Origin of the sequence: Pseudodesulfovibrio piezophilus C1TLV30 (genome assembly GCF_000341895.1) — a bacterium.
Classification (GTDB): Bacteria; Desulfobacterota; Desulfovibrionia; order Desulfovibrionales; family Desulfovibrionaceae; genus Pseudodesulfovibrio; species Pseudodesulfovibrio piezophilus.
In genome coordinates, this window is sequence record NC_020409.1 from 190491 (window position 1) to 207836 (window position 17346).

The 17346-nt window shown below is 45.3% G+C and carries 16 protein-coding genes and 1 tRNA gene; 12 read left to right on the plus strand and 5 right to left on the minus strand.

All coding sequences use genetic code 11. The features are described from left to right. The first annotated feature begins 31 nt into the window (after positions 1–31). Genes rpoZ through moaC form a run of 3 tightly spaced genes read left to right on the plus strand, consistent with a single transcriptional unit; the run spans position 32 to position 1861 of the window. Positions 32–259, plus strand: coding sequence for a DNA-directed RNA polymerase subunit omega (rpoZ, locus tag BN4_RS01000; protein WP_015413484.1), 228 nt, complete (start codon positions 32–34; stop codon positions 257–259). Positions 260–261: 2 nt separating this feature from the next. Further along, positions 262–1380, plus strand: coding sequence for a molecular chaperone DnaJ (dnaJ, locus tag BN4_RS01005; RefSeq protein WP_015413485.1), 1119 nt, complete (start codon positions 262–264; stop codon positions 1378–1380). 1 nt (position 1381) lies between these two features. Next, entirely contained in the window at positions 1382–1861 is a 480-nt protein-coding gene (gene moaC / locus BN4_RS01010; protein ID WP_015413486.1) for a cyclic pyranopterin monophosphate synthase MoaC, read from the plus strand. 156 nt (positions 1862–2017) lie between these two features. Here moaC and BN4_RS01015 read toward each other — a convergent pair whose 3' ends face one another. The 5 genes from BN4_RS01015 to BN4_RS01030 form a co-directional block, all read right to left on the minus strand. After that, positions 2018–3403: an MBL fold metallo-hydrolase gene (locus tag BN4_RS01015; protein ID WP_015413487.1), complete on the minus strand. Its 1386-nt coding sequence runs from the start codon at positions 3401–3403 to the stop codon at positions 2018–2020. 72 nt (positions 3404–3475) lie between these two features. After that, complete coding sequence (locus tag BN4_RS01020; protein ID WP_015413488.1) at positions 3476–4510, minus strand: hypothetical protein; 1035 nt, start codon at positions 4508–4510, stop codon at positions 3476–3478. Positions 4511–4543: 33 nt separating this feature from the next. Further along, complete coding sequence (locus BN4_RS01025; RefSeq protein WP_015413489.1) at positions 4544–6202, minus strand: Na/Pi cotransporter family protein; 1659 nt, start codon at positions 6200–6202, stop codon at positions 4544–4546. Between the two features lie 193 nt (positions 6203–6395). Beyond that, positions 6396–6560 carry a hypothetical protein gene (locus BN4_RS17605; RefSeq protein WP_157871233.1) on the minus strand — a complete coding sequence of 55 codons (165 nt, stop codon included), beginning with the start codon at positions 6558–6560 and terminating at the stop codon, positions 6396–6398. A 545-nt stretch (positions 6561–7105) separates the two neighbouring features. Continuing rightward, a tRNA-Asn gene (locus BN4_RS01030) sits at positions 7106–7181 on the minus strand. A gap of 275 nt (positions 7182–7456) precedes the next feature. Here BN4_RS01030 and lysS point away from each other — a divergent pair. From lysS to BN4_RS01075, 9 genes are all read left to right on the plus strand, one after another. Then, positions 7457–8965 (plus strand): lysine--tRNA ligase, encoded by a 1509-nt coding sequence (lysS, locus tag BN4_RS01035; RefSeq protein ID WP_041720526.1) that lies wholly within the window; start codon positions 7457–7459, stop codon positions 8963–8965. 31 nt (positions 8966–8996) lie between these two features. Beyond that, entirely contained in the window at positions 8997–10226 is a 1230-nt protein-coding gene (locus BN4_RS01040) for a lipoprotein-releasing ABC transporter permease subunit (RefSeq protein WP_015413492.1), read from the plus strand. Then, entirely contained in the window at positions 10219–10902 is a 684-nt protein-coding gene (locus BN4_RS01045; RefSeq protein ID WP_041720075.1) for an ABC transporter ATP-binding protein, read from the plus strand. The genes BN4_RS01040 and BN4_RS01045 overlap by 8 nt, the downstream gene beginning before the upstream one ends. Before the next feature lie 280 nt (positions 10903–11182). Beyond that, on the plus strand, positions 11183–13606 hold the full coding sequence (gene bamA, locus BN4_RS01050; RefSeq protein ID WP_231856560.1) for an outer membrane protein assembly factor BamA: 2424 nt from the start codon (positions 11183–11185) through the stop codon (positions 13604–13606). Between the two features lie 24 nt (positions 13607–13630). Next, positions 13631–14149 (plus strand): OmpH family outer membrane protein, encoded by a 519-nt coding sequence (locus tag BN4_RS01055; RefSeq protein WP_015413495.1) that lies wholly within the window; start codon positions 13631–13633, stop codon positions 14147–14149. Between the two features lie 6 nt (positions 14150–14155). Beyond that, on the plus strand, positions 14156–15202 hold the full coding sequence (gene lpxD / locus BN4_RS01060; RefSeq protein WP_015413496.1) for a UDP-3-O-(3-hydroxymyristoyl)glucosamine N-acyltransferase: 1047 nt from the start codon (positions 14156–14158) through the stop codon (positions 15200–15202). Continuing rightward, positions 15195–15653: a 3-hydroxyacyl-ACP dehydratase FabZ gene (gene fabZ, locus BN4_RS01065; protein ID WP_015413497.1), complete on the plus strand. Its 459-nt coding sequence runs from the start codon at positions 15195–15197 to the stop codon at positions 15651–15653. Before lpxD ends, fabZ begins: the two co-directional genes overlap by 8 nt. Then, positions 15653–16465 (plus strand): acyl-ACP--UDP-N-acetylglucosamine O-acyltransferase, encoded by an 813-nt coding sequence (lpxA, locus tag BN4_RS01070; protein WP_015413498.1) that lies wholly within the window; start codon positions 15653–15655, stop codon positions 16463–16465. The genes fabZ and lpxA overlap by 1 nt, the downstream gene beginning before the upstream one ends. A 9-nt stretch (positions 16466–16474) precedes the next feature. Then, complete coding sequence (locus BN4_RS01075; protein ID WP_015413499.1) at positions 16475–17308, plus strand: LpxI family protein; 834 nt, start codon at positions 16475–16477, stop codon at positions 17306–17308. The last annotated feature ends 38 nt before the right edge of the window (positions 17309–17346 follow it).

The window sequence follows — 17346 nt, forward strand, 5'->3', positions numbered from 1 at the left end:
CATGGTTGCATACCATTTCAAGGAGAATAAAATGGCTAGAATCACAGTAGAAGATTGTCTCGCAAAGGTTAGCAATCGTTTTCTCATTACCCAGATGGGTATCAAGCGTGTCAAACAGTACCGTGAAGGGTACGAACCTTTGGTTGAAAGCAAAAACAAGGAGATTGTCAGTTCCTTGCGTGAAATAGCTGCTGGCAAAATATTGCCGGACCAACCGGCGAGTGAAGTTGAAGTTCAACCTGGAAAGAATGATAAGTAATCATGGCCAAGCGTGATTATTACGAAATTCTAGAGGTTTCTGCGGAAGCATCTCAGGATGAAATCAAATCAGCATATCGGAAGCTCGCTTTTAAGTTTCACCCTGACCGTAATCAGGATGACCCTGAAGCCGAGTCCAAGTTCAAGGAAGCTGCAGAGGCTTACGAGATTTTGGGAAATGCCGAAAAGCGTCAGAGTTACGATCGTTTTGGGCATGAGGGCGTTGGCGGTAACGGCTTTTCCGGGTTTTCAAGTAACGAGGATATCTTTGGATCATTCAGTGATATCTTCGGTGAAGTCTTTGGCTTTTCGTCCGGTGGCAGGGGCGGGGGAAATCGTCCTCGAGCTGGCTCTGATCTTCGGTATAATCTCGACATCAGCTTCAGAGAAGCAGCCAAAGGTGCTGAAGTCAGCATACAGATCCCTGTTGAACAGGAATGCTCGACATGCGCTGGTTCCGGTGCAGCACCGGGTACAGAGCCTGATGTTTGTGCCCATTGTGGTGGGTCTGGGACCATGCAGCAGTCACAGGGGTTTTTCCGAATTTCGGTTACGTGCCCTCATTGCCGTGGAGCAGGACAGACTATCTCGACTCCTTGTGAAGAATGCATGGGACGTGGAAGTGTTATCACTGACAAGGATCTTAAAGTTCGTATTCCCGCCGGAGTGGATAATAATTCTCGGCTGCGTCTTCGTGGGGAAGGTGAAGGAGGTCTTTATGGTGGTCCTCCTGGAGATCTTTATGTGGTCATTCGGGTTGAGCCAGACAAAGTCTTTGAGCGTCAGGCACAGAATCTTGTCATAAGTCGTGAGATATCCTTTGTGGAAGCGACATTGGGTCATCGGCTTGAAGTTCCAACGTTGGATGATCCTGTGAACCTTGATATTCCTAAAGGTGCACAGAGTGGAGAGATCTTCAGGCTTCGTGGACTTGGACTTCCGCATCTTGGGAGTGCTCACAAAGGCGATTTGCTGATTGAGATCAAGGTCAAAACTCCAACTAATCTGAATGCCCGGCAGGAAGAATTGTTGCGGGAATTTGCCGAGATTGAGTCTGGTAAGTTGTCCACTAAGGCCAAGGGCTTTTTCAAGAAAGCAAAAAGCAAGGTTATGGGAGAGTAGCGTGTCTGATCGCTTTTCACATATGGATGGAGATGGCAACGCTCGGATGGTCGATGTTTCGGCAAAGAAAGACAGCACTCGGACAGCGATTGTTCGTTGTCTTGTCAGACTTGCTCCTGAGACGTTGGACTTGCTGAAAAAGGATGCACTTCCTAAAGGGGATGTGTTGACAACTGCAAAGATCGCCGGGATTCAGGCAGCCAAACGGGCTTCGGACCTGATTCCCATGTGCCATCCGCTGCCAATCAGTTATGTGGACATTCGTTTCACCGTTTTGGATGAAACATCCTGTATTGAGTTGGAAGGAGAAGTCCGTACAACTTACAAAACCGGTGTTGAAATGGAAGCATTGGTGGCTACTCAAGTCGCAGCAGCAACCATTTATGATATGTGCAAGGCTGTTCAGAAGGATATCGTTATTGACCGTTGTCGACTTGTTTTCAAGAGTGGTGGCAAAAGTGGTACCTTTCAGGCTGAGTGAAAAAATCAAATGAAAAGCCGCAGTCTTCACGACTGCGGCTTTTTTTGTGGAATAAACCCACGCCAGAGAGCTTCAGACTCTATTCTCTGAGTTCCACACGACTTTTCACAGAAGTATTCTGAAAAAAACAAAATAGTTGGTGAAAATCCCCCTGACCTACTGTTGGGAGGTAGGATATCCGGCTCTGGTCCATGCCAGAAATCCTCCAGCCATGGCTCGTACATCCCAATAGCCTTTTTGTTGAAGATAGGATGCTGCAATATTGGAGCGATAACCGGAAGCACAGTAGAGTATATGGTGACCGTCTTCAGAAAGGGAAAAATCCCCCGCAAGTATCTTGTCCAGCGGAATGAGAGTCGCACCCGGCAGGATGCCGGATTCTGTCTCAACGGGGGTGCGGACATCAATCAAACTCAGAGTTTCTCCCTGCTCCATATTTGTTTGAATTTCCTGGGCAGAGTCAATAGAGAGCCTGTTGACTGGACGGCCACTATAGACCCAGGCTGAAATTCCGCCTTTTAGGTACCCCAAGATATTATCATATCCGATACGATGCAGCTCTGTGCGCATTCTGTCATAATCGGCCTGAGAGTCTATGACCAAGAGCAAATCTGCCTGTGGTTCCACAACCATACCTATCCAATTTGCCAGGGCATCGCTGAACCCTATATTGAGAGAGCCTGGGATATGATAGCCTCCGTATGATGCAGTATCTCTGACATCAAGGACGACTGCTCCGGCGAGCATCCTTTCCTCGAATTGTTCGGGGGCCATTGCCAGATCTACCGGGCATCTCTCCAATAAAGGAGCACCCGAGGCGTTTGTTGAAATGATATGGGTAAAGCTTTTGGGTCTTGCCGGAAATTCCTTGTTCATGGCGAAGTGAAACGATTCATATGAGTTGAAGCCGAGCATTTTGTTGTGTCTGCGTTCAAAACCAAGTGTCGAACTGGGTTTTGAACTCATTCCGCGACCACAAAGAGAACCTGCCCCATGGGCTGGAAAGACTTCCAGATGATCAGGATATTGAGCCAGTTTGACATAAAGTGAATTGTAGAGATTGGCTATCTGCTCATCAAGTTTTGCATCGCCTACCAGGTCCGGCCGTCCGATGTCGCCAACAAAGAGCACATCACCTGTTAGAATGATCCAAGGTTCATCGCCCCGGCTAAAATCCGTGACCAGAAGGGAGAGGGCATCTGGAGTATGCCCAGGGGTAGAGAGGACTTCCAAACCCGCATTGCCTATTTTGAAGGCATCCCCCTCTTTGAGTGGTGTGAATGGATAGTTCACCGGCGAACTCTCGTAGACCATGATATCGCAACCTGTTTGCGACTTCAGTTCATGAGTTCCGGAGATATGATCTGCGTGGACGTGCGTATCGATGGCATGAATAATCTTCATGCCTTCTTGCTGCGAGATATCCAGATAATCCTGAATATCCCGTTTCGGATCGATGACGACCATTTCTCGTGCGGCCGGACATCCGATAATATAGGAAAAACAACCGAGACCTGGAGTCGTTATTTGTTTGAAGTACATATTTTCTCCTTACCAAAGGGTTTATTGGGTATACTAAACCCTTTGGGGACAGGAGGGCAATACTTCCTGGAACTATTGCTTGAGGTTCTCTGCCTCATTTTTGAATTTATGCGCAAGATCTCCCAATATTTCGGAGGCTACGGCAAATGAAGGGAGTTTGTCTTGTGGTTCTCCCAGAACTCTTCGATAGCTCCATTGAGCGAGATAGAACAAATCAGCATCCTTTGATCCGGGTGAAACCTGTTTGAGTTTGAGTATGACAGACTTCTTATCCTGTTCTCGCTGCATGATCGCTTGTTTGAGACGATTGCTTGCCAGAGTTGTATCCTGACCATCAGCAATCGTATTCTGCAATCGTTCATTCGCTCTTTTGACCGCTTTGGCTGCCTGAAGATATTTTCCCGTCATATTTGTTATAGAGGGGTCTTGAGCAATTGCGAGGAAGACTCTCGCTATTCGTGAGAGTTCTTTTGCATTGAGTTCAAGCATTGCTCGGATTTCTTTGTTGCTCAAAGTCCGTTGTTCTTTCTTTCCGCTGACTCTGTAAGTCCTTTCATCACTCTTTGCTCTTTCAAGAAGTTGAGCCATCAGGACGGGGCGGTAGAGTTCATAGAGAGCTCTGATTTTTGTAGGTGTAAATACATAGTCAAGAACCGTTTTTCTTGCGAAACGGATATCATCGCTTCTTACAGAGAACCCTTTCATTTCCAAGCCATAATACATGTTCAGGGACTTGGCTGTTGCACGCGTTTCCGGCATGCCTTGTTTGTTTTGAGGGATAAAATTGTTGAGAAGGAAGTCTGTCAATGATTGTACAAATGAGAAAGAAACGATGCCGTCTTCCTTGATTTCAATAACGGTCGCCTCTTCCTCCTCTGGAACAGGGGTTGCGTTGTGAGCTTCTGTTGTTGCCGGGCTGTAGTCCGGTTTGGATTCCTGCCCTTTATTGACCCAATCCGGCGCCTTGACCGTCTTTTCAGAAGGCGGGTTGACCGGTTGGTGGATTTCAGATGTTTCCGTGTCTGGAGCGAGTATAAGAAAGTATGCACCGGCGGCGAGGATGAGTGCGAGTGCGACAAGAATTACTGCTTTATAATGACGATTCATAGAGAAGCCTCCATTTGCAAAAGGGATATCAGGTTATCCTGCGAGTTTCCAGGCGTAGTTATTTGCTTGGTCAGCATGGGCGCATGTTGTTTTCATATCACGGAGAAGTGTCCAGTAAGTTGTCCCCTTGATAGCTTGTTCACACATCATACGCATGGACGAATAATAGTCGAGGAGAGAAACCATTCTATCGAGTTCAAGTCGTCCTTGTGCTCCAATACGTAAAAGTTCTTCCTTCAACTCATGATAATGACTATCCAAATTCTGCATCAAATGAGCGAGGTTTGCAAATTCCGGCGAACAGGGAGTGTGCGCGACATTGAGAATCTCTCTAATCTCACGCCGGAAATTTCTGGCCGATTCGGATGCGATTCCGGGAAGTTGATGATTAAGCACTGCATGCTCACTCGATGCTTCATCAATAATATTTAGTGATTTACGGTAGTACTGGATGACTCTGAGCGCGAGAGGAAGATTCTCTGCCACGGAGGCAGGAAGATTATTTAGCTGCATTGTCGCGCAATATTTTCGGATGGCGACAATGAGGCTTTCTACAGCAGCTTTGTCTTTGATAAAATCCTTATGTCTGAACTTTGAAGTCAAAGCTTTTTGCCCTATGTGTCGGATTGTTTCCCCCAACCTTCCTAATTCCATAAATAATGCATCCATTGCCAGTGTGGGGGCTTTCAGAACATTCGAATCAAGATACTTGGGCTTGCCATTATCGGCAGCCTCTTTTCCTATTCGTTCATTGAGAAAATGGACGAGTTGGTTGGTAAAAGGGAGAAAAAGGATAACACCCAATAAGTTGAAAGTTGTATGAAAGATCGCCAAGCATGTCGCAGGGTTCGATATTTCTGCCAATGGTTGAAAATTGTGAACGATGTTCAGGAAAAGAGGGATCAGGAAGGTGGCAGCTATGCCAGTGCCCAAATTGAAAAGAATATGGGCACTGGCAACTTTTTTGGCATTGTCAGTGGCTCCAATAACAGACATGGCAGCGGTACTTGTTGTCCCTATATTGGTTCCGATGACAGCGGCTGCAGCACATTCAAGATTGACGACTCCAGACATCGTTGCTGTGAGAACAAGAGCCATGGCAGCGCTTGAACTTTGCATAACCAAGGTGAGCATGAATCCGACAAGGACAAATATGACAATGCCTTGAATTCCTGCAAAATTCAATATTGTCAGGTCGATTATGGATTCTACATCATGAAAAGTGGATTGAAGTATCTCGATACCCAGAAAAAAAATGCCGAAGCCTGTCAATGCATCACCAAGGTGTTTTCGAGGAGAATCCCCACCTGTCAGTCTCAGAATCGCCCCAATTCCGATAAGGGGCAACGCAAGAGCTTTGACTTTGACACTGACCCCTACAGCCGCAACGATCCAGCCGGTTGCTGTCGTGCCGATATTGCTTCCGAAGATCACTCCTACAGATTGCCCCATTGTCATGAGGCCTGCGTTGACAAATCCTATGACTGCAACAGTGATGGCGCTCGATGATTGAACGAGAGCAGTGATCATAAAACCGGAGAAGAGACCGCGAAGAGGGGTCTTGGTCCATTGACCAAGTATTTTCCTGAGCGATGGGCCAGCGGTGTTTCTCAAGCCTTGAGTCATGAGGCGCATTCCCAAAAGGAAAAGGCCGAGTCCTCCACACAGTCCGCCGAGGATGGAAAAGATCATTGAATTGGTTTGCTCCGTCTCTTAGTTCAGAATGTAATGACCTAGAATAACGAAGTAAACATGTTAAGGCAAGAAAGGTCGGTAGCGAAGGAAAATGTTTGGGGGCAGAGAGTCTGACACCGGGGGAAGTGTTTCGCATGGGTGGAGAAAAGCCGGCATCTCACGGCTTTTCTCCATCTCCTTGCGTCAAAGCTTAACTAAAATAGCGGTTCTTATCTTCTCTTTCTTTGGCGGTATCAAAATCAATATTAATGCTTGGCCGATCTGTGGTTCGAGTTTTAGGTGTTCTGCACAACAGCACAAAGGCCAGAACCGTTCCTGCGCCGACGATGATTGAAGCTATCAGTAATGTATCCATAAGGGGCTGCTTTTAACCGAATCGTAACAGGCAGGCAAGATATTTCCTTTACCTGTTAGTCTCGGTTTGGTTTGAATTTGTTTGCGGTCGTCTCAAGTTGTCCAATTGAATGTATGCTTGCTTTGCCAGATAAAAGCTCATGGTTTCGTATAGGTTCACAATGGTCGATTCATGGCATAGTTCACATATATAGCTTGGAGCCATATTTTCAAGGAGTAGGTTCACTTTTTTTATTAAAGAAGCTTTTTTTCGGGAAAAGATTGTTTGGTTTATTTAAATTCAATGCAAAGTCTGTGAGTCTTTCACCGAAGAGAATATGAGAAAGCTTTTTAAGGATATGAAGATATCGGTGATAAAAGAGTAAGACATTGGATAAAGATAAGGACTGCTCTTTGCTAAAAAAAGAGGACTCGGCTAATATCCAACCGGAATGTAAATGGAGTGACTCGGTCTATGCGTCAAAGAAGTGAGGGGGGATGGGGGGAGGTTTCATACCTTGGAAAGAAAAAGCCCTTATGATTTCTCATAAGGGCTTGGTCTATCGGTGGCTCCCCAGCACGGACTTGAACCGCGAACCTAGTGATTAACAGTCACCCGCTCTGCCGATTGAGCTACTGGGGAACATTTGCCGTCGAAGCGAAAAAGGGTTTAAGCAAATCGCTGGAGGTGGTCAAGAAAAAAGTTAAAGTTTTTTAAAAAAAGTCATTTTTTCTGTTTGCGAGGATAACAGGTTCATTTTCTTGACCTGAGACGTTATATGGCTTACGCAATCAGCGTCTCTTGTATTTTTCTAGACTTCGCAAGAGCCGGGGATAAAAAAATTGTCACAAAGTAAAAAAAAGACCAAGAAAATCAAGCTTGCAACCAAGTCCATTCATGTGGAACGGTTCATGCCAATGCTCGAGGCCCTGCAGGCCAAAGACGAGCTGAATGCTGTTATTAAGACGCGTGTCGAGAAAGCGTGCGGACTTTTGGATGAGAATATCCATCTCTATCCGAACGACTTTCACAGAGACACCGAAATTCAATCCATCCTGGATGCTCATACGGAGACTGCAGACACTGAGCTGGAAACTACTGACCAGAAATTCGCCATTGCCGGGCGAGTTGTCTCATATCGTTCTTTTGGCAAGGTGACATTTTTTCACTTGCAGGACTGTAGTGCAAAGATTCAAGTCTATGTCGCCAGAGATGAACTGGGAGCTGAGGCATACAGAAAATTCAAAAAGACTGATATTGGGGATATTGTTGGAGTCATAGGTACTCTTTTCCGGACCAAGACTGGTGAGTTAACGGTGAAAACCAAAAGCTTTAAATTGGTCACCAAGTCCATGCGTCCGTTGCCTGAGAAATATCACGGATTGAAAGACGTTGAGACGCGGTATCGCCAAAGGTATGTGGATTTGATTGTCACTCCACGTACCAAGGAAATTTTCAAAATTCGCACTGCTATTGTTCGTGAATTACGGGATTTTCTTGATGAAAAAGGGTTTATGGAAGTTGAAACTCCTATGATGCAAGCCATCCCCGGAGGAGCCACTGCCAAACCTTTTGAGACCCATCATAATGCTCTTGATATGAAATTGTATATGAGGATCGCGCCAGAGTTATACCTCAAGCGCCTTCTTGTTGGCGGATTTGAACGAGTATATGAAATTAATCGAAATTTCCGTAATGAGGGCATTTCGACTCAGCATAACCCTGAATTTACTATGCTGGAGTTTTATTGGGCCTACGCCAATTTTGAAAACCTGATGGATTTGACTGAAGAGATGTTCTCACGGGTTGCCAAAAAGGTGACAGGTTCATCTGTTGTCCCGTATCAGGGTGAGCAGATAGACCTCTCTGTTGGAGCATGGATCAGAATGCCTTTTCATGATTCTTTGGAAAAAGTCGGAGGAGTGTCCAAGGATATCTACTCTGACTATGAAAAATGTAAGGCTTTGGTGAAGGCAAAAGGCGAGAAGGTTGTCGAAGGAGAGGTTTTAGGAAAACTTCAGGCAAAACTTTTTGATATTCTCGTTGAGCCAAAACTTATCCAACCTCATTTTATTTATCATTATCCGACGGATATTTCTCCACTCTCTCGGCGGAATGAAGTGAACCCGGAGATTACGGATCGTTTTGAGTTGTTTATGACTGGGCGCGAAATGGCCAATGCCTTTTCAGAGTTGAATGATCCGGTTGACCAACGCGGACGTTTCGAAGACCAGGTTGCAGAAAAGGAAGCCGGTGATGAGGAAGCCCATTTCATGGATGAGGATTATGTCCGTGCTCTTGAATATGGTATGCCGCCAGCGGCAGGGCAAGGGGTTGGTATAGATCGTCTTGTCATGTTGTTGACCGACAGTGCTTCTATTCGTGAAGTCATTTTGTTCCCATTACTCAGACCGGAGGTTGGGTAAGGCTCAGCCTTACCCAGTGAACAATCCATTCATGCGATTTGAAACATTCGTTGCACTCAGATATCTTTTTGCTCTGCGAAAGCAGTCATTTATTTCTGTTATTTCAATTTTCGCAGTCTGTGGAGTCGCCCTCGGAGTCGGTGCTCTTATTGTCGTCATTGGAGTTATGAACGGGTTTTCAACAGATTTGCGTGACAAGATTCTAGGAGTCAATTCGCACATTTTAGTGACTTCCCTACGTGGTGGAATTAAAGATTACCGAGAATTGGCTGAATCAGCCAAAGATGTCGTCGGGGTTACCGGGGTCACTCCATTCATTTATTCGGAAGTGATGCTATCCACCAGAAATGGTGTCAAAGGGGTTGTTCTGCGTGGTATTGATCCTTCGACATCTGGTGCAGTGCTTTCCCTCTCTCAAGATATGGTCAGTGGCGATGTCGCCAATTTGGAAACGGCTGGAGATTCTCCGGCCATTATCATTGGCTCAGAACTCGCAAAACGTTTGGGATTGACACAGGGATCAGAAGTCAATCTGCTTTCGCCATCCGGGAGATCTGGACCCGCAGGGTTCACTCCGCGTGTTAAGCGTTTTGTCGTCGCAGGTGTCTTTCGGACAGGAATGTTCGAGTATGATTCTTCCTTGGGGTATGTGACTATTCCTGCCGCGAGGAAGCTTCTTGGCTACAAGGAAGATACTGTGTCCGGTTTGGAAATCAGTGTAAATGATGTCTACAACGTCAAGAATATAACCAGGAGTCTGCGGGAAAAGGTTGGATCATTTTCTGTTTATATCAGGAATTGGCAAGAAATGAATGCTAACCTTTTCGCGGCATTAGAGCTTGAAAAAACAGCGATGTTTATCATTCTGGCAATGATTGTCCTTGTTGGATCGTTCAGCATTGTCACTACTCTTGTCATGCTGGTCATACAGAAAACAAAAGATATTGCAGTGCTTATGTCTATAGGTGCAAGCGCTTCCAGTATTCGTCGAATTTTTATGTTGCAAGGGACATTTATTGGTTTTGCAGGGACTCTTTTAGGTTTTCTCATAGGCGTTCCGGTGAGTTTGCTTTTAAAGAAATATCAATTTATCAAGCTCCCAAGTAATGTTTATCCAGTCGATTATCTGCCAGTTCGTTTGGAAGCTGTTGACCTTTTTGCTATCGGAGCAGCTGCCTTTCTCCTCTGTTTTCTTGCAACAATTTATCCGGCTCGTCGCGCAGCGGCGTTGAGCCCTTGCGATGCCTTGCGTTATGAATAAAGAACCGATATATCGTTTGGTCGCTTTAGAAAAAGAGTTTGAAGGCCCTTCTGAAACAGTTCGGGTTCTCAAAAAAATTGATTTGACGATTGAAAGAGGGGAATCTTTGGCTGTTTTGGGTGCATCGGGTTCAGGGAAAACAACCCTCCTTCATATGCTTGGAACGCTTGATAAGAGTTCTTCTGGACAAATTTTTTTAAATGGAGTTGATCTCTGCTCTTTGAGTGATCGGCGGAAAGCTGAATTACGGAATCGAGAAATTGGTTTTGTTTTTCAGTTTCATCACTTGTTGCCCGAGTTTTCAACCTTGGAAAATGTGGCGATGCCCGCGTTTATTGCCGGCCTCAGCCGTTCGGATGGGATAAGAAAAGCAAAGGAAGCTTTGGAAATGGTAGGACTTTCGCACAGACTTGATCACAAGGTGACAACTTTGTCTGGAGGAGAGCGCCAAAGGGCTGCTATTGCGCGCGCTATTCTACTACGTCCAAAAGTGCTCTTGGCTGATGAGCCTACAGGGAATCTTGACGAAGAAAATGGAGCCAAAATTGGCGATTTGTTGGTTTCCCTTAATAATGAATTGGGTATGACGTTCGTCGTTGTGACACATAACCCGGCTTTAGCTGGGATGATGCATCGGCGCGTGGAATTGCGCTCAGGAGAACTGTATGCACACTAGTCGCTTTCGCAGCATTTTGTCTGGAGTTGTTTTCGCTTTTGTGCTCACTGTTGCTGTTGCAGGCCATGCGGCTGAAAATGTGGCACAGGATGTTAAAATAGCAGTATTGCCTTTCACTATTAATGCTGGTGAGGACCTCTCCTATCTTCGGGAAAGTCTCCCGGAATTGCTTGCAGACAGATTGCGCGAGGCTGGGTTCGAGGTCATTGATACTTCCAAAGTAGCTGCACTCGTAGAAGAGAGTGGGCTGATTTCCTTCAACACCAATGATGCTCGGAAATTGGCTTTGCAAGCTGGAGCCGGTTTTTCAGTATATGGAACTTTAAATCAAATAGGTGATGATCTCACATTGGATGCCAGGCTGGTCGATTCATACGAACAAAAGCCTGGTAAGAAGATTACCGTGAAAGAACAAGGCCTCATCAATCTTCTGCCTGCAGTTGACGGGCTTGTAGACCGCATGAAAATGGATCTTTTGAGGTTGGATATTATTGCAGAGGTGGATGTTGAAGGAACAAAGGTTCTGGATAAAGATGTTGTCTTGATGCGTCTTACTTTGCAGAAAGGCGACATGCTTACGGCCAAGGCTGTCAATACTGCTTTAAAAAATATTTATGATCTTGGTTATTTCGATGATGTTGAGGTTAAAGTTGATACAGTCCCGGATGGGAAGAAAGTCCTCTTTGTGGTTGAAGAGAAGCCTCGTATTCAGGCATTAGGCGTGCGAGGGGCGGATGCTATCGACTCAGAAGATATCATTGAAGCTGTCTCCACTAAAAAAGGTGGAGTCGTAAACCCGAAAGTGCTCGCTGATGATATACGTGTCATTCGAGAAATGTATCGCAAAGAAGGTTATTATAAAGCGAATGTGACCCACGAAATCGAGACTGCCGGAACCGGCGTTGCTCGGTTGACCTATATCATTGATGAAGGGCCCAAGCTTTATATTCAGAATGTCTTAATTGACGGGGCAAAACAGCTCGACCCGGATGATATCAAAAAGGTGCTCGCTCTTTCTGAGCGTGGCATGTTTTCCTGGATATCAAATTCAGGTGTTTTGAAAGAAGAACTTTTAAATCGTGATGCGGCAGCTATTCAAGCATATTACAAAAGCCGTGGATTTATTGATGTCAAAGTCGGTCAGCCTGAAGTTGAAATTAAAGAAGATGGTATTGATGTCATCTATCAGGTTTGGGAAGGGGATCGCTATAAAATGAGAAATATCCTTTTTAAAGGTGATCTCATAGATGACGAAGCGGTGCTGGCAGGACAGACTAAAGTTGGGTCGGTCAAGGAAGGTGATGGATACTTTGACCAGTCCTTGTTGAAAAGTGATGTTGATGCTCTGACTAATTATTATAATAATTATGGCTATGCGTACGCTGATGTTCAAGTCAACCTCAAAGATGATCCTGAAACCAAGACTGTTGATGTTGTTTATTCCATAACCAAACATCAACGTGTTCATATTCGCCGTGTGCTTTTGGAAGGCAATACTGTTACGCGCGATAATGTTATTTTGCGTGAAATGCGGCTAGCTGATGGAGATATGTTCAGCGGTGATGATTTGCGGCGCTCTCATGAGTTGTTGAACCGTCTTGGATATTTTGAGAAGGTTGACATAGCTCCTTTACCAACAGGTGATCCCGAAGAAATGGATCTCGTTGTCAAAGTCAAGGACAAGCCTACGGGAAATATTGGTGGTGGTGTAGGGTATTCTACTTATGACAGTGTCTATCTTGGTGCCAATATCTCTGAGGCTAATCTGTTCGGTAAAGGATATAGTGCCAGTTTGAATGGTGGGTTTAGTTCATCAAAGACTGTTTTTACTTTGAATTTTACCAATCCCCATCTTGATGACACGGATATAGGCTTGGGAATCGAGGCTCATCGTAAGGATGAAGATTATGATGATTACGATAAAACCTCTACAGGCATGACGACGACCTTTACATATCCGATTGGTGAATATTCAAAATTTTCGTGGGACTACACCGCAGACTATTATGTCCTTGACGAGATTTCTGATGATGCCTCTGACACTGTGAAAGATGATGCAGGGTCGCACTTCCTGAGCCAGATAGGTCTCACTGTAGGACGCGATACGCGTGATAGTTACCGCTTTACAACAACTGGAACCAAAGTTGGTTTTGGTGTCCGTTTTGGTGGAGGCCCTCTTGGTGGTACCGATGATTTTGTCAAATACACTGGGTCTCACGAATGGTGGACGCCTGCGCTGGAAAAGGTGGTTTTCCATAGTAAAGTTTGGGCGGGATTTCTTCATAAGAACTTTGGAGGATCATCCATACCTGCGGCTGAGAGGTTTGAGTTGGGAGGAGTCGGCTCGATTCGCGGATATTCAAACTATGATATTACCCCTCTTGATTCGGACGAGTCCTCAGAAGGTGGAACAAAAGCATTTTATATCAATCTTGAGCTGAAGAGACTGCTCAGTAAAGAGTACGGCATCAATTCTTTGTTGTTCTTTGATGCTGGTAACTCATGGAAAGAAGATGAGATGATTTTCTCTTCTCCCATGCGTGAAGGGACGAAACCTTCTCTGGGATTGTATAAAAGTGTTGGTGCAGGTTTGAGTTGGTACTCTCCCATGGGGCCGATCGGAGTCGTTTATGGCTATGGGTTGGATAGACTCGGAACGAGTGGACGCCATAAGGTCGAACTTTTGATGGGACAGCAATTTTAAGGTTAACATTCAAGGAGATATAAAATGAAAAAAGTGTTCTTTCTCTCAGTCATCTTGACTCTTTTGCTCAGTGTATCAGCTTTCGCACAGGGTAAAGTTGGAGTCGTCAGTCTTCAGTATGTTATTGTAAACTGCGACTACGGAAAGGCTATGGCTGAAAAAATGAAGGCCAAATTTGAGCCCATGCAGAAAAATATTGAAAAAGATGCGACTGAGCTAAAAAAACTTGAATCAGAGCTGAAGAATCAAGATATCGCTTTGAAGCTTGAGGCAAAGCAGGATAAGCAGCGTGAATATCGTCGTAAGGTACGTGACCATCAGGACAGCGTTGTTGCTTTTCGCCAAAAAATTCAAGCTGAATCTCAGAAAGAACAGCAGCCTATTCTTGAAAGAGTACAAAAAGTTATCAATGAGTATGGCAAGGCAAAAGGTTATGAGATGATCCTCGAGTCTTCTGGGGGAGTTTTGTATGCGGGTGATGGTATCGATATCACTGATGCGATTGTCACTGAGTTGAATAAGCTCAAAAAGGCCGGTAAGTAGTTTACAATGAAGATTCTCTTGTCGGCATTAGCCGAAAAGCTGGGATTGGAATTTTCTGGTGAGGATTTTGAAATTGTCGGAGTGAACACCCTTGAAAAAGCGGGACCCGATGAATTATCTTTTCTGGTGAATCCCAAATATGCCCCTCAAATGGAAAAAACTCGAGCCGGATGTGTCCTCACTTCCGGCTCGTATGTTGGCAAGACAGAACGGACTCTGCTCAGTTCGAATGTCTATATGGACCTTGCTCGGGTAGTTGATTTATTTGCTGAAGTTCAGGGCTGTTTTGAAGGCGTCAGTGAACTCGCTTACATTCACCCTGATGCCACCGTTGATGAATCCGTAACAGTCTATCCTTTTGTCTTTGTTGGAGCTCAAGCTCATATTGGAGCTGGGACAGTCCTCTTCTCCGGAAGTTATGTCGGGGAGAAAACAGTTATTGGATGTGATTGCATTGTCTACCCTAATGCTGTCGTCATGGGGGGGCTTGAGTTGGGGGATAATGTTATCCTGCAGCCTGGAGCAGTTCTTGGTGGCGACGGGTATGGTTTTGCACAGACAGCTGCCGGGCATATGAAAATACCCCAGATAGGCAATGTTGTGGTTGAGGATAATGTTGAGATTGGATCGAACTCTGCTATCGATAGAGCTGCACTCGACACAACTCGCATTGGAATGGGGACAAAAATTGATAACCTCGTGCAGGTTGGGCACAATGTCGAAATTGGCCAGCACTGTTTGGTTATTGGGCAGGTTGGTATTGGCGGAAGTACCAAGATAGGCAATGGAGTGGTCCTTGCCGGTCAAGTTGGCGTCGCTGATAATGCTCAAATTGGCGATGGGGCAATGGTCGGGGCTCAAAGCGGTGTCTCAGGGAATGTTGAACCTGGCAGCAAGCTTGCCGGTTCTCCTGTGATGCCTGCGGGAACTTTTCTTAAAGCTGCCGGTGTCTGTCTGCCAAAACTCCCGGAACTTTTTAAGCGGGTCAAGAAACTTGAGAAAGAGTTGGAATCATTGAGATCCAGTCGTTCAGGTGGGGATTTTTATGAATAATGAAAAGATTATGGATATCAGGCAAATAATGGAAATGTTGCCTCATAGATATCCTTTTCTCTTGGTTGATCGAATTCTTGAGATCGAACCTGGGGTGCGCCTCAAGGCTTATAAAAATGTCACGATGAATGAAAATTTTTTTCAAGGACATTTTCCTGGATTGCCTGTCATGCCTGGAGTTCTTCAGTTAGAAGCTCTGGCGCAAGCTGGGGGCGCTTTTGTTATAAACTCCTTTGATGAGCCGCTGCATGACAAAGTCTTTCTCTTTACAGGGTTGAATAAAGTTAAATTTCGGCGACCTGTTGTTCCAGGTGATCAACTTGTTTTGAATGTTTACTACGAAAGACATAAATTAAATATATGGCGTATGCGCGGTATTGCCGAGGTCGATGGGCAGGTCACTGCTCAGGGAGAATTCTCAGCCGCCATAGCCGATAAAGGGGATATGTAGTGTCTACTGATATCCATTCCACTGCGGTGGTTTCTCCATCTGCTCAAATAGGTGTCGATGTACGGATCGGGCCTTACGTTGTCGTAGGGGATGAAGCCATCATCGGAGACGGGACTTTCCTTGAGTCTCACGTTGTGATCAAAGATTACACTGAGTTGGGATCAAATAACCATGTCCACCCTCATGCGGTACTTGGAGGGGAACCTCAGCATACAGCTTATAAGGGCGAAACAACGTATACTCGGCTTGGTGACAATAACCAGATTCGTGAATGTGTTACTATTCATCGAGGTACAGCCCAAGGAGCAGGGGAAACAACTATTGGTTCCAACTGCATGTTCATGGCTTATGCTCATATAGCACACGATTGCGTTGTTGGGGATAATGTCATCATGGCCAATGCTGTGAATCTGGCCGGTCATGTTGAAGTTGGTAGAAATGTTATTATTAGTGGAATGTCTGCCGTGCAGCAATTTATCCGCATTGGTGAATATGCCTTTCTTGGTGGTGCGAGTGGATATAAGCTTGACGTTCCACCTTTTATGCTGGCTCATGGCGTTCGTGGGATGCTATTCGGGCCCAATCTCATTGGGTTAAAAAGAAATGGATTTGATTCCACAGCCTGTAAGGCCTTGAAAAAAGCTTATAAAATTATATTTCGATCTGGACTCAAAAGAGAATCCGGGCTTGAGAAAGTCGAACAAGAGATTCAAGGAATTCCTCAGGTTGATAGGCTCCTTGAATTCATTCGTGAGAGCAAGAATGGCGTGACTCCTGATCATAAACAGCGCCACTGTAGTTCTGATTCATAAGGTTTTGGAATGGCAGGAGATAGGAATACTATTGGGTTGATCGCAGGGGGCAAGCAGTTTCCTGTTCTAGTCGCTCAAGGAGTCAAAGAGCGAGGCGATAAACTTGTGATAGTCGGTTTTACGGGACACACCAATATGGATGTTGTCCCGTATGCTGATGTCTGGGAAGAAATGAAGCTCGGCAAGCTTAAGAAAATGATTGCCTATTTTCAAAAGAACGGCGTTCAAAAGATTATTATGGCTGGTACCATAAATAAACCGAAAGTCATGGATGTCCGCCATCTTGACATGAAAGCGCTCAAACTTGTTTTCAAACAGAAAAACAAGGGTGATTCTGCTATCCTGGGGATTCTGGCAGAAGAATTTGAACGTGAGGGGATGCCTGTTTTGCCTGCTCACGAGTATCTTCCTGGGCTCCTGACTCCAGCTGGTATCATGACTCAAAAAGCGCCTGACGAACGAGAGTGGGATGATCTTCGATTTGCTTGGGGAATCGGGAAAGAGCTTGGGAAAATGGATATAGGTCAATGTGTTGTGGTACGTGAAGGTATTGTTTCTGCTGTTGAAGCTCTTGAAGGGACAGATGTCACAATTCGTCGCGGGTGTGAACTTGGTGGCAAAGGATGTGTCGTCCTCAAGGTTTTCAAACCAGGCCAGCAAGAGCAGATAGATTTGCCGAGTTTGGGACTCGATACTATCAAAACCATGGCAGCAGGAGGGGCTACCTGCCTTGGGATTGAAGCCGAAAAAAGTTTGTTTTTTGATCGCAGTGAAGCCATTCGCTACGCAGATTTGCACGGGATATCCATTGTTGGAATAACTCCGGAACAATTTACTTCATAATCCACCTCCCTTTTTCTCCTGTTCTGAGAGTATGCACT

What these genes read in the sequence shown, in the direction of transcription:
- BN4_RS01015 (WP_015413487.1), bottom strand. Translation starts at nt 3,403, where the DNA reads ATGTACTTCAAACAAATAACGACTCCAGGTCTCGGTTGTTTTTCCTAT.
- fabZ (WP_015413497.1), top strand. Translation starts at nt 15,195, where the DNA reads ATGAATAATGAAAAGATTATGGATATCAGGCAAATAATGGAAATGTTG.
- lpxD (WP_015413496.1), top strand. Translation starts at nt 14,156, where the DNA reads ATGAAGATTCTCTTGTCGGCATTAGCCGAAAAGCTGGGATTGGAATTT.
- rpoZ (WP_015413484.1), top strand. Translation starts at nt 32, where the DNA reads ATGGCTAGAATCACAGTAGAAGATTGTCTCGCAAAGGTTAGCAATCGT.
- BN4_RS17605 (WP_157871233.1), bottom strand. Translation starts at nt 6,560, where the DNA reads ATGGATACATTACTGATAGCTTCAATCATCGTCGGCGCAGGAACGGTT.
- BN4_RS01025 (WP_015413489.1), bottom strand. Translation starts at nt 6,202, where the DNA reads ATGATCTTTTCCATCCTCGGCGGACTGTGTGGAGGACTCGGCCTTTTC.
- BN4_RS01040 (WP_015413492.1), top strand. Translation starts at nt 8,997, where the DNA reads ATGCGATTTGAAACATTCGTTGCACTCAGATATCTTTTTGCTCTGCGA.
- dnaJ (WP_015413485.1), top strand. Translation starts at nt 262, where the DNA reads ATGGCCAAGCGTGATTATTACGAAATTCTAGAGGTTTCTGCGGAAGCA.
- BN4_RS01020 (WP_015413488.1), bottom strand. Translation starts at nt 4,510, where the DNA reads ATGAATCGTCATTATAAAGCAGTAATTCTTGTCGCACTCGCACTCATC.
- lysS (WP_041720526.1), top strand. Translation starts at nt 7,457, where the DNA reads ATGCTCGAGGCCCTGCAGGCCAAAGACGAGCTGAATGCTGTTATTAAG.
- BN4_RS01075 (WP_015413499.1), top strand. Translation starts at nt 16,475, where the DNA reads ATGGCAGGAGATAGGAATACTATTGGGTTGATCGCAGGGGGCAAGCAG.
- BN4_RS01055 (WP_015413495.1), top strand. Translation starts at nt 13,631, where the DNA reads ATGAAAAAAGTGTTCTTTCTCTCAGTCATCTTGACTCTTTTGCTCAGT.
- BN4_RS01045 (WP_041720075.1), top strand. Translation starts at nt 10,219, where the DNA reads ATGAATAAAGAACCGATATATCGTTTGGTCGCTTTAGAAAAAGAGTTT.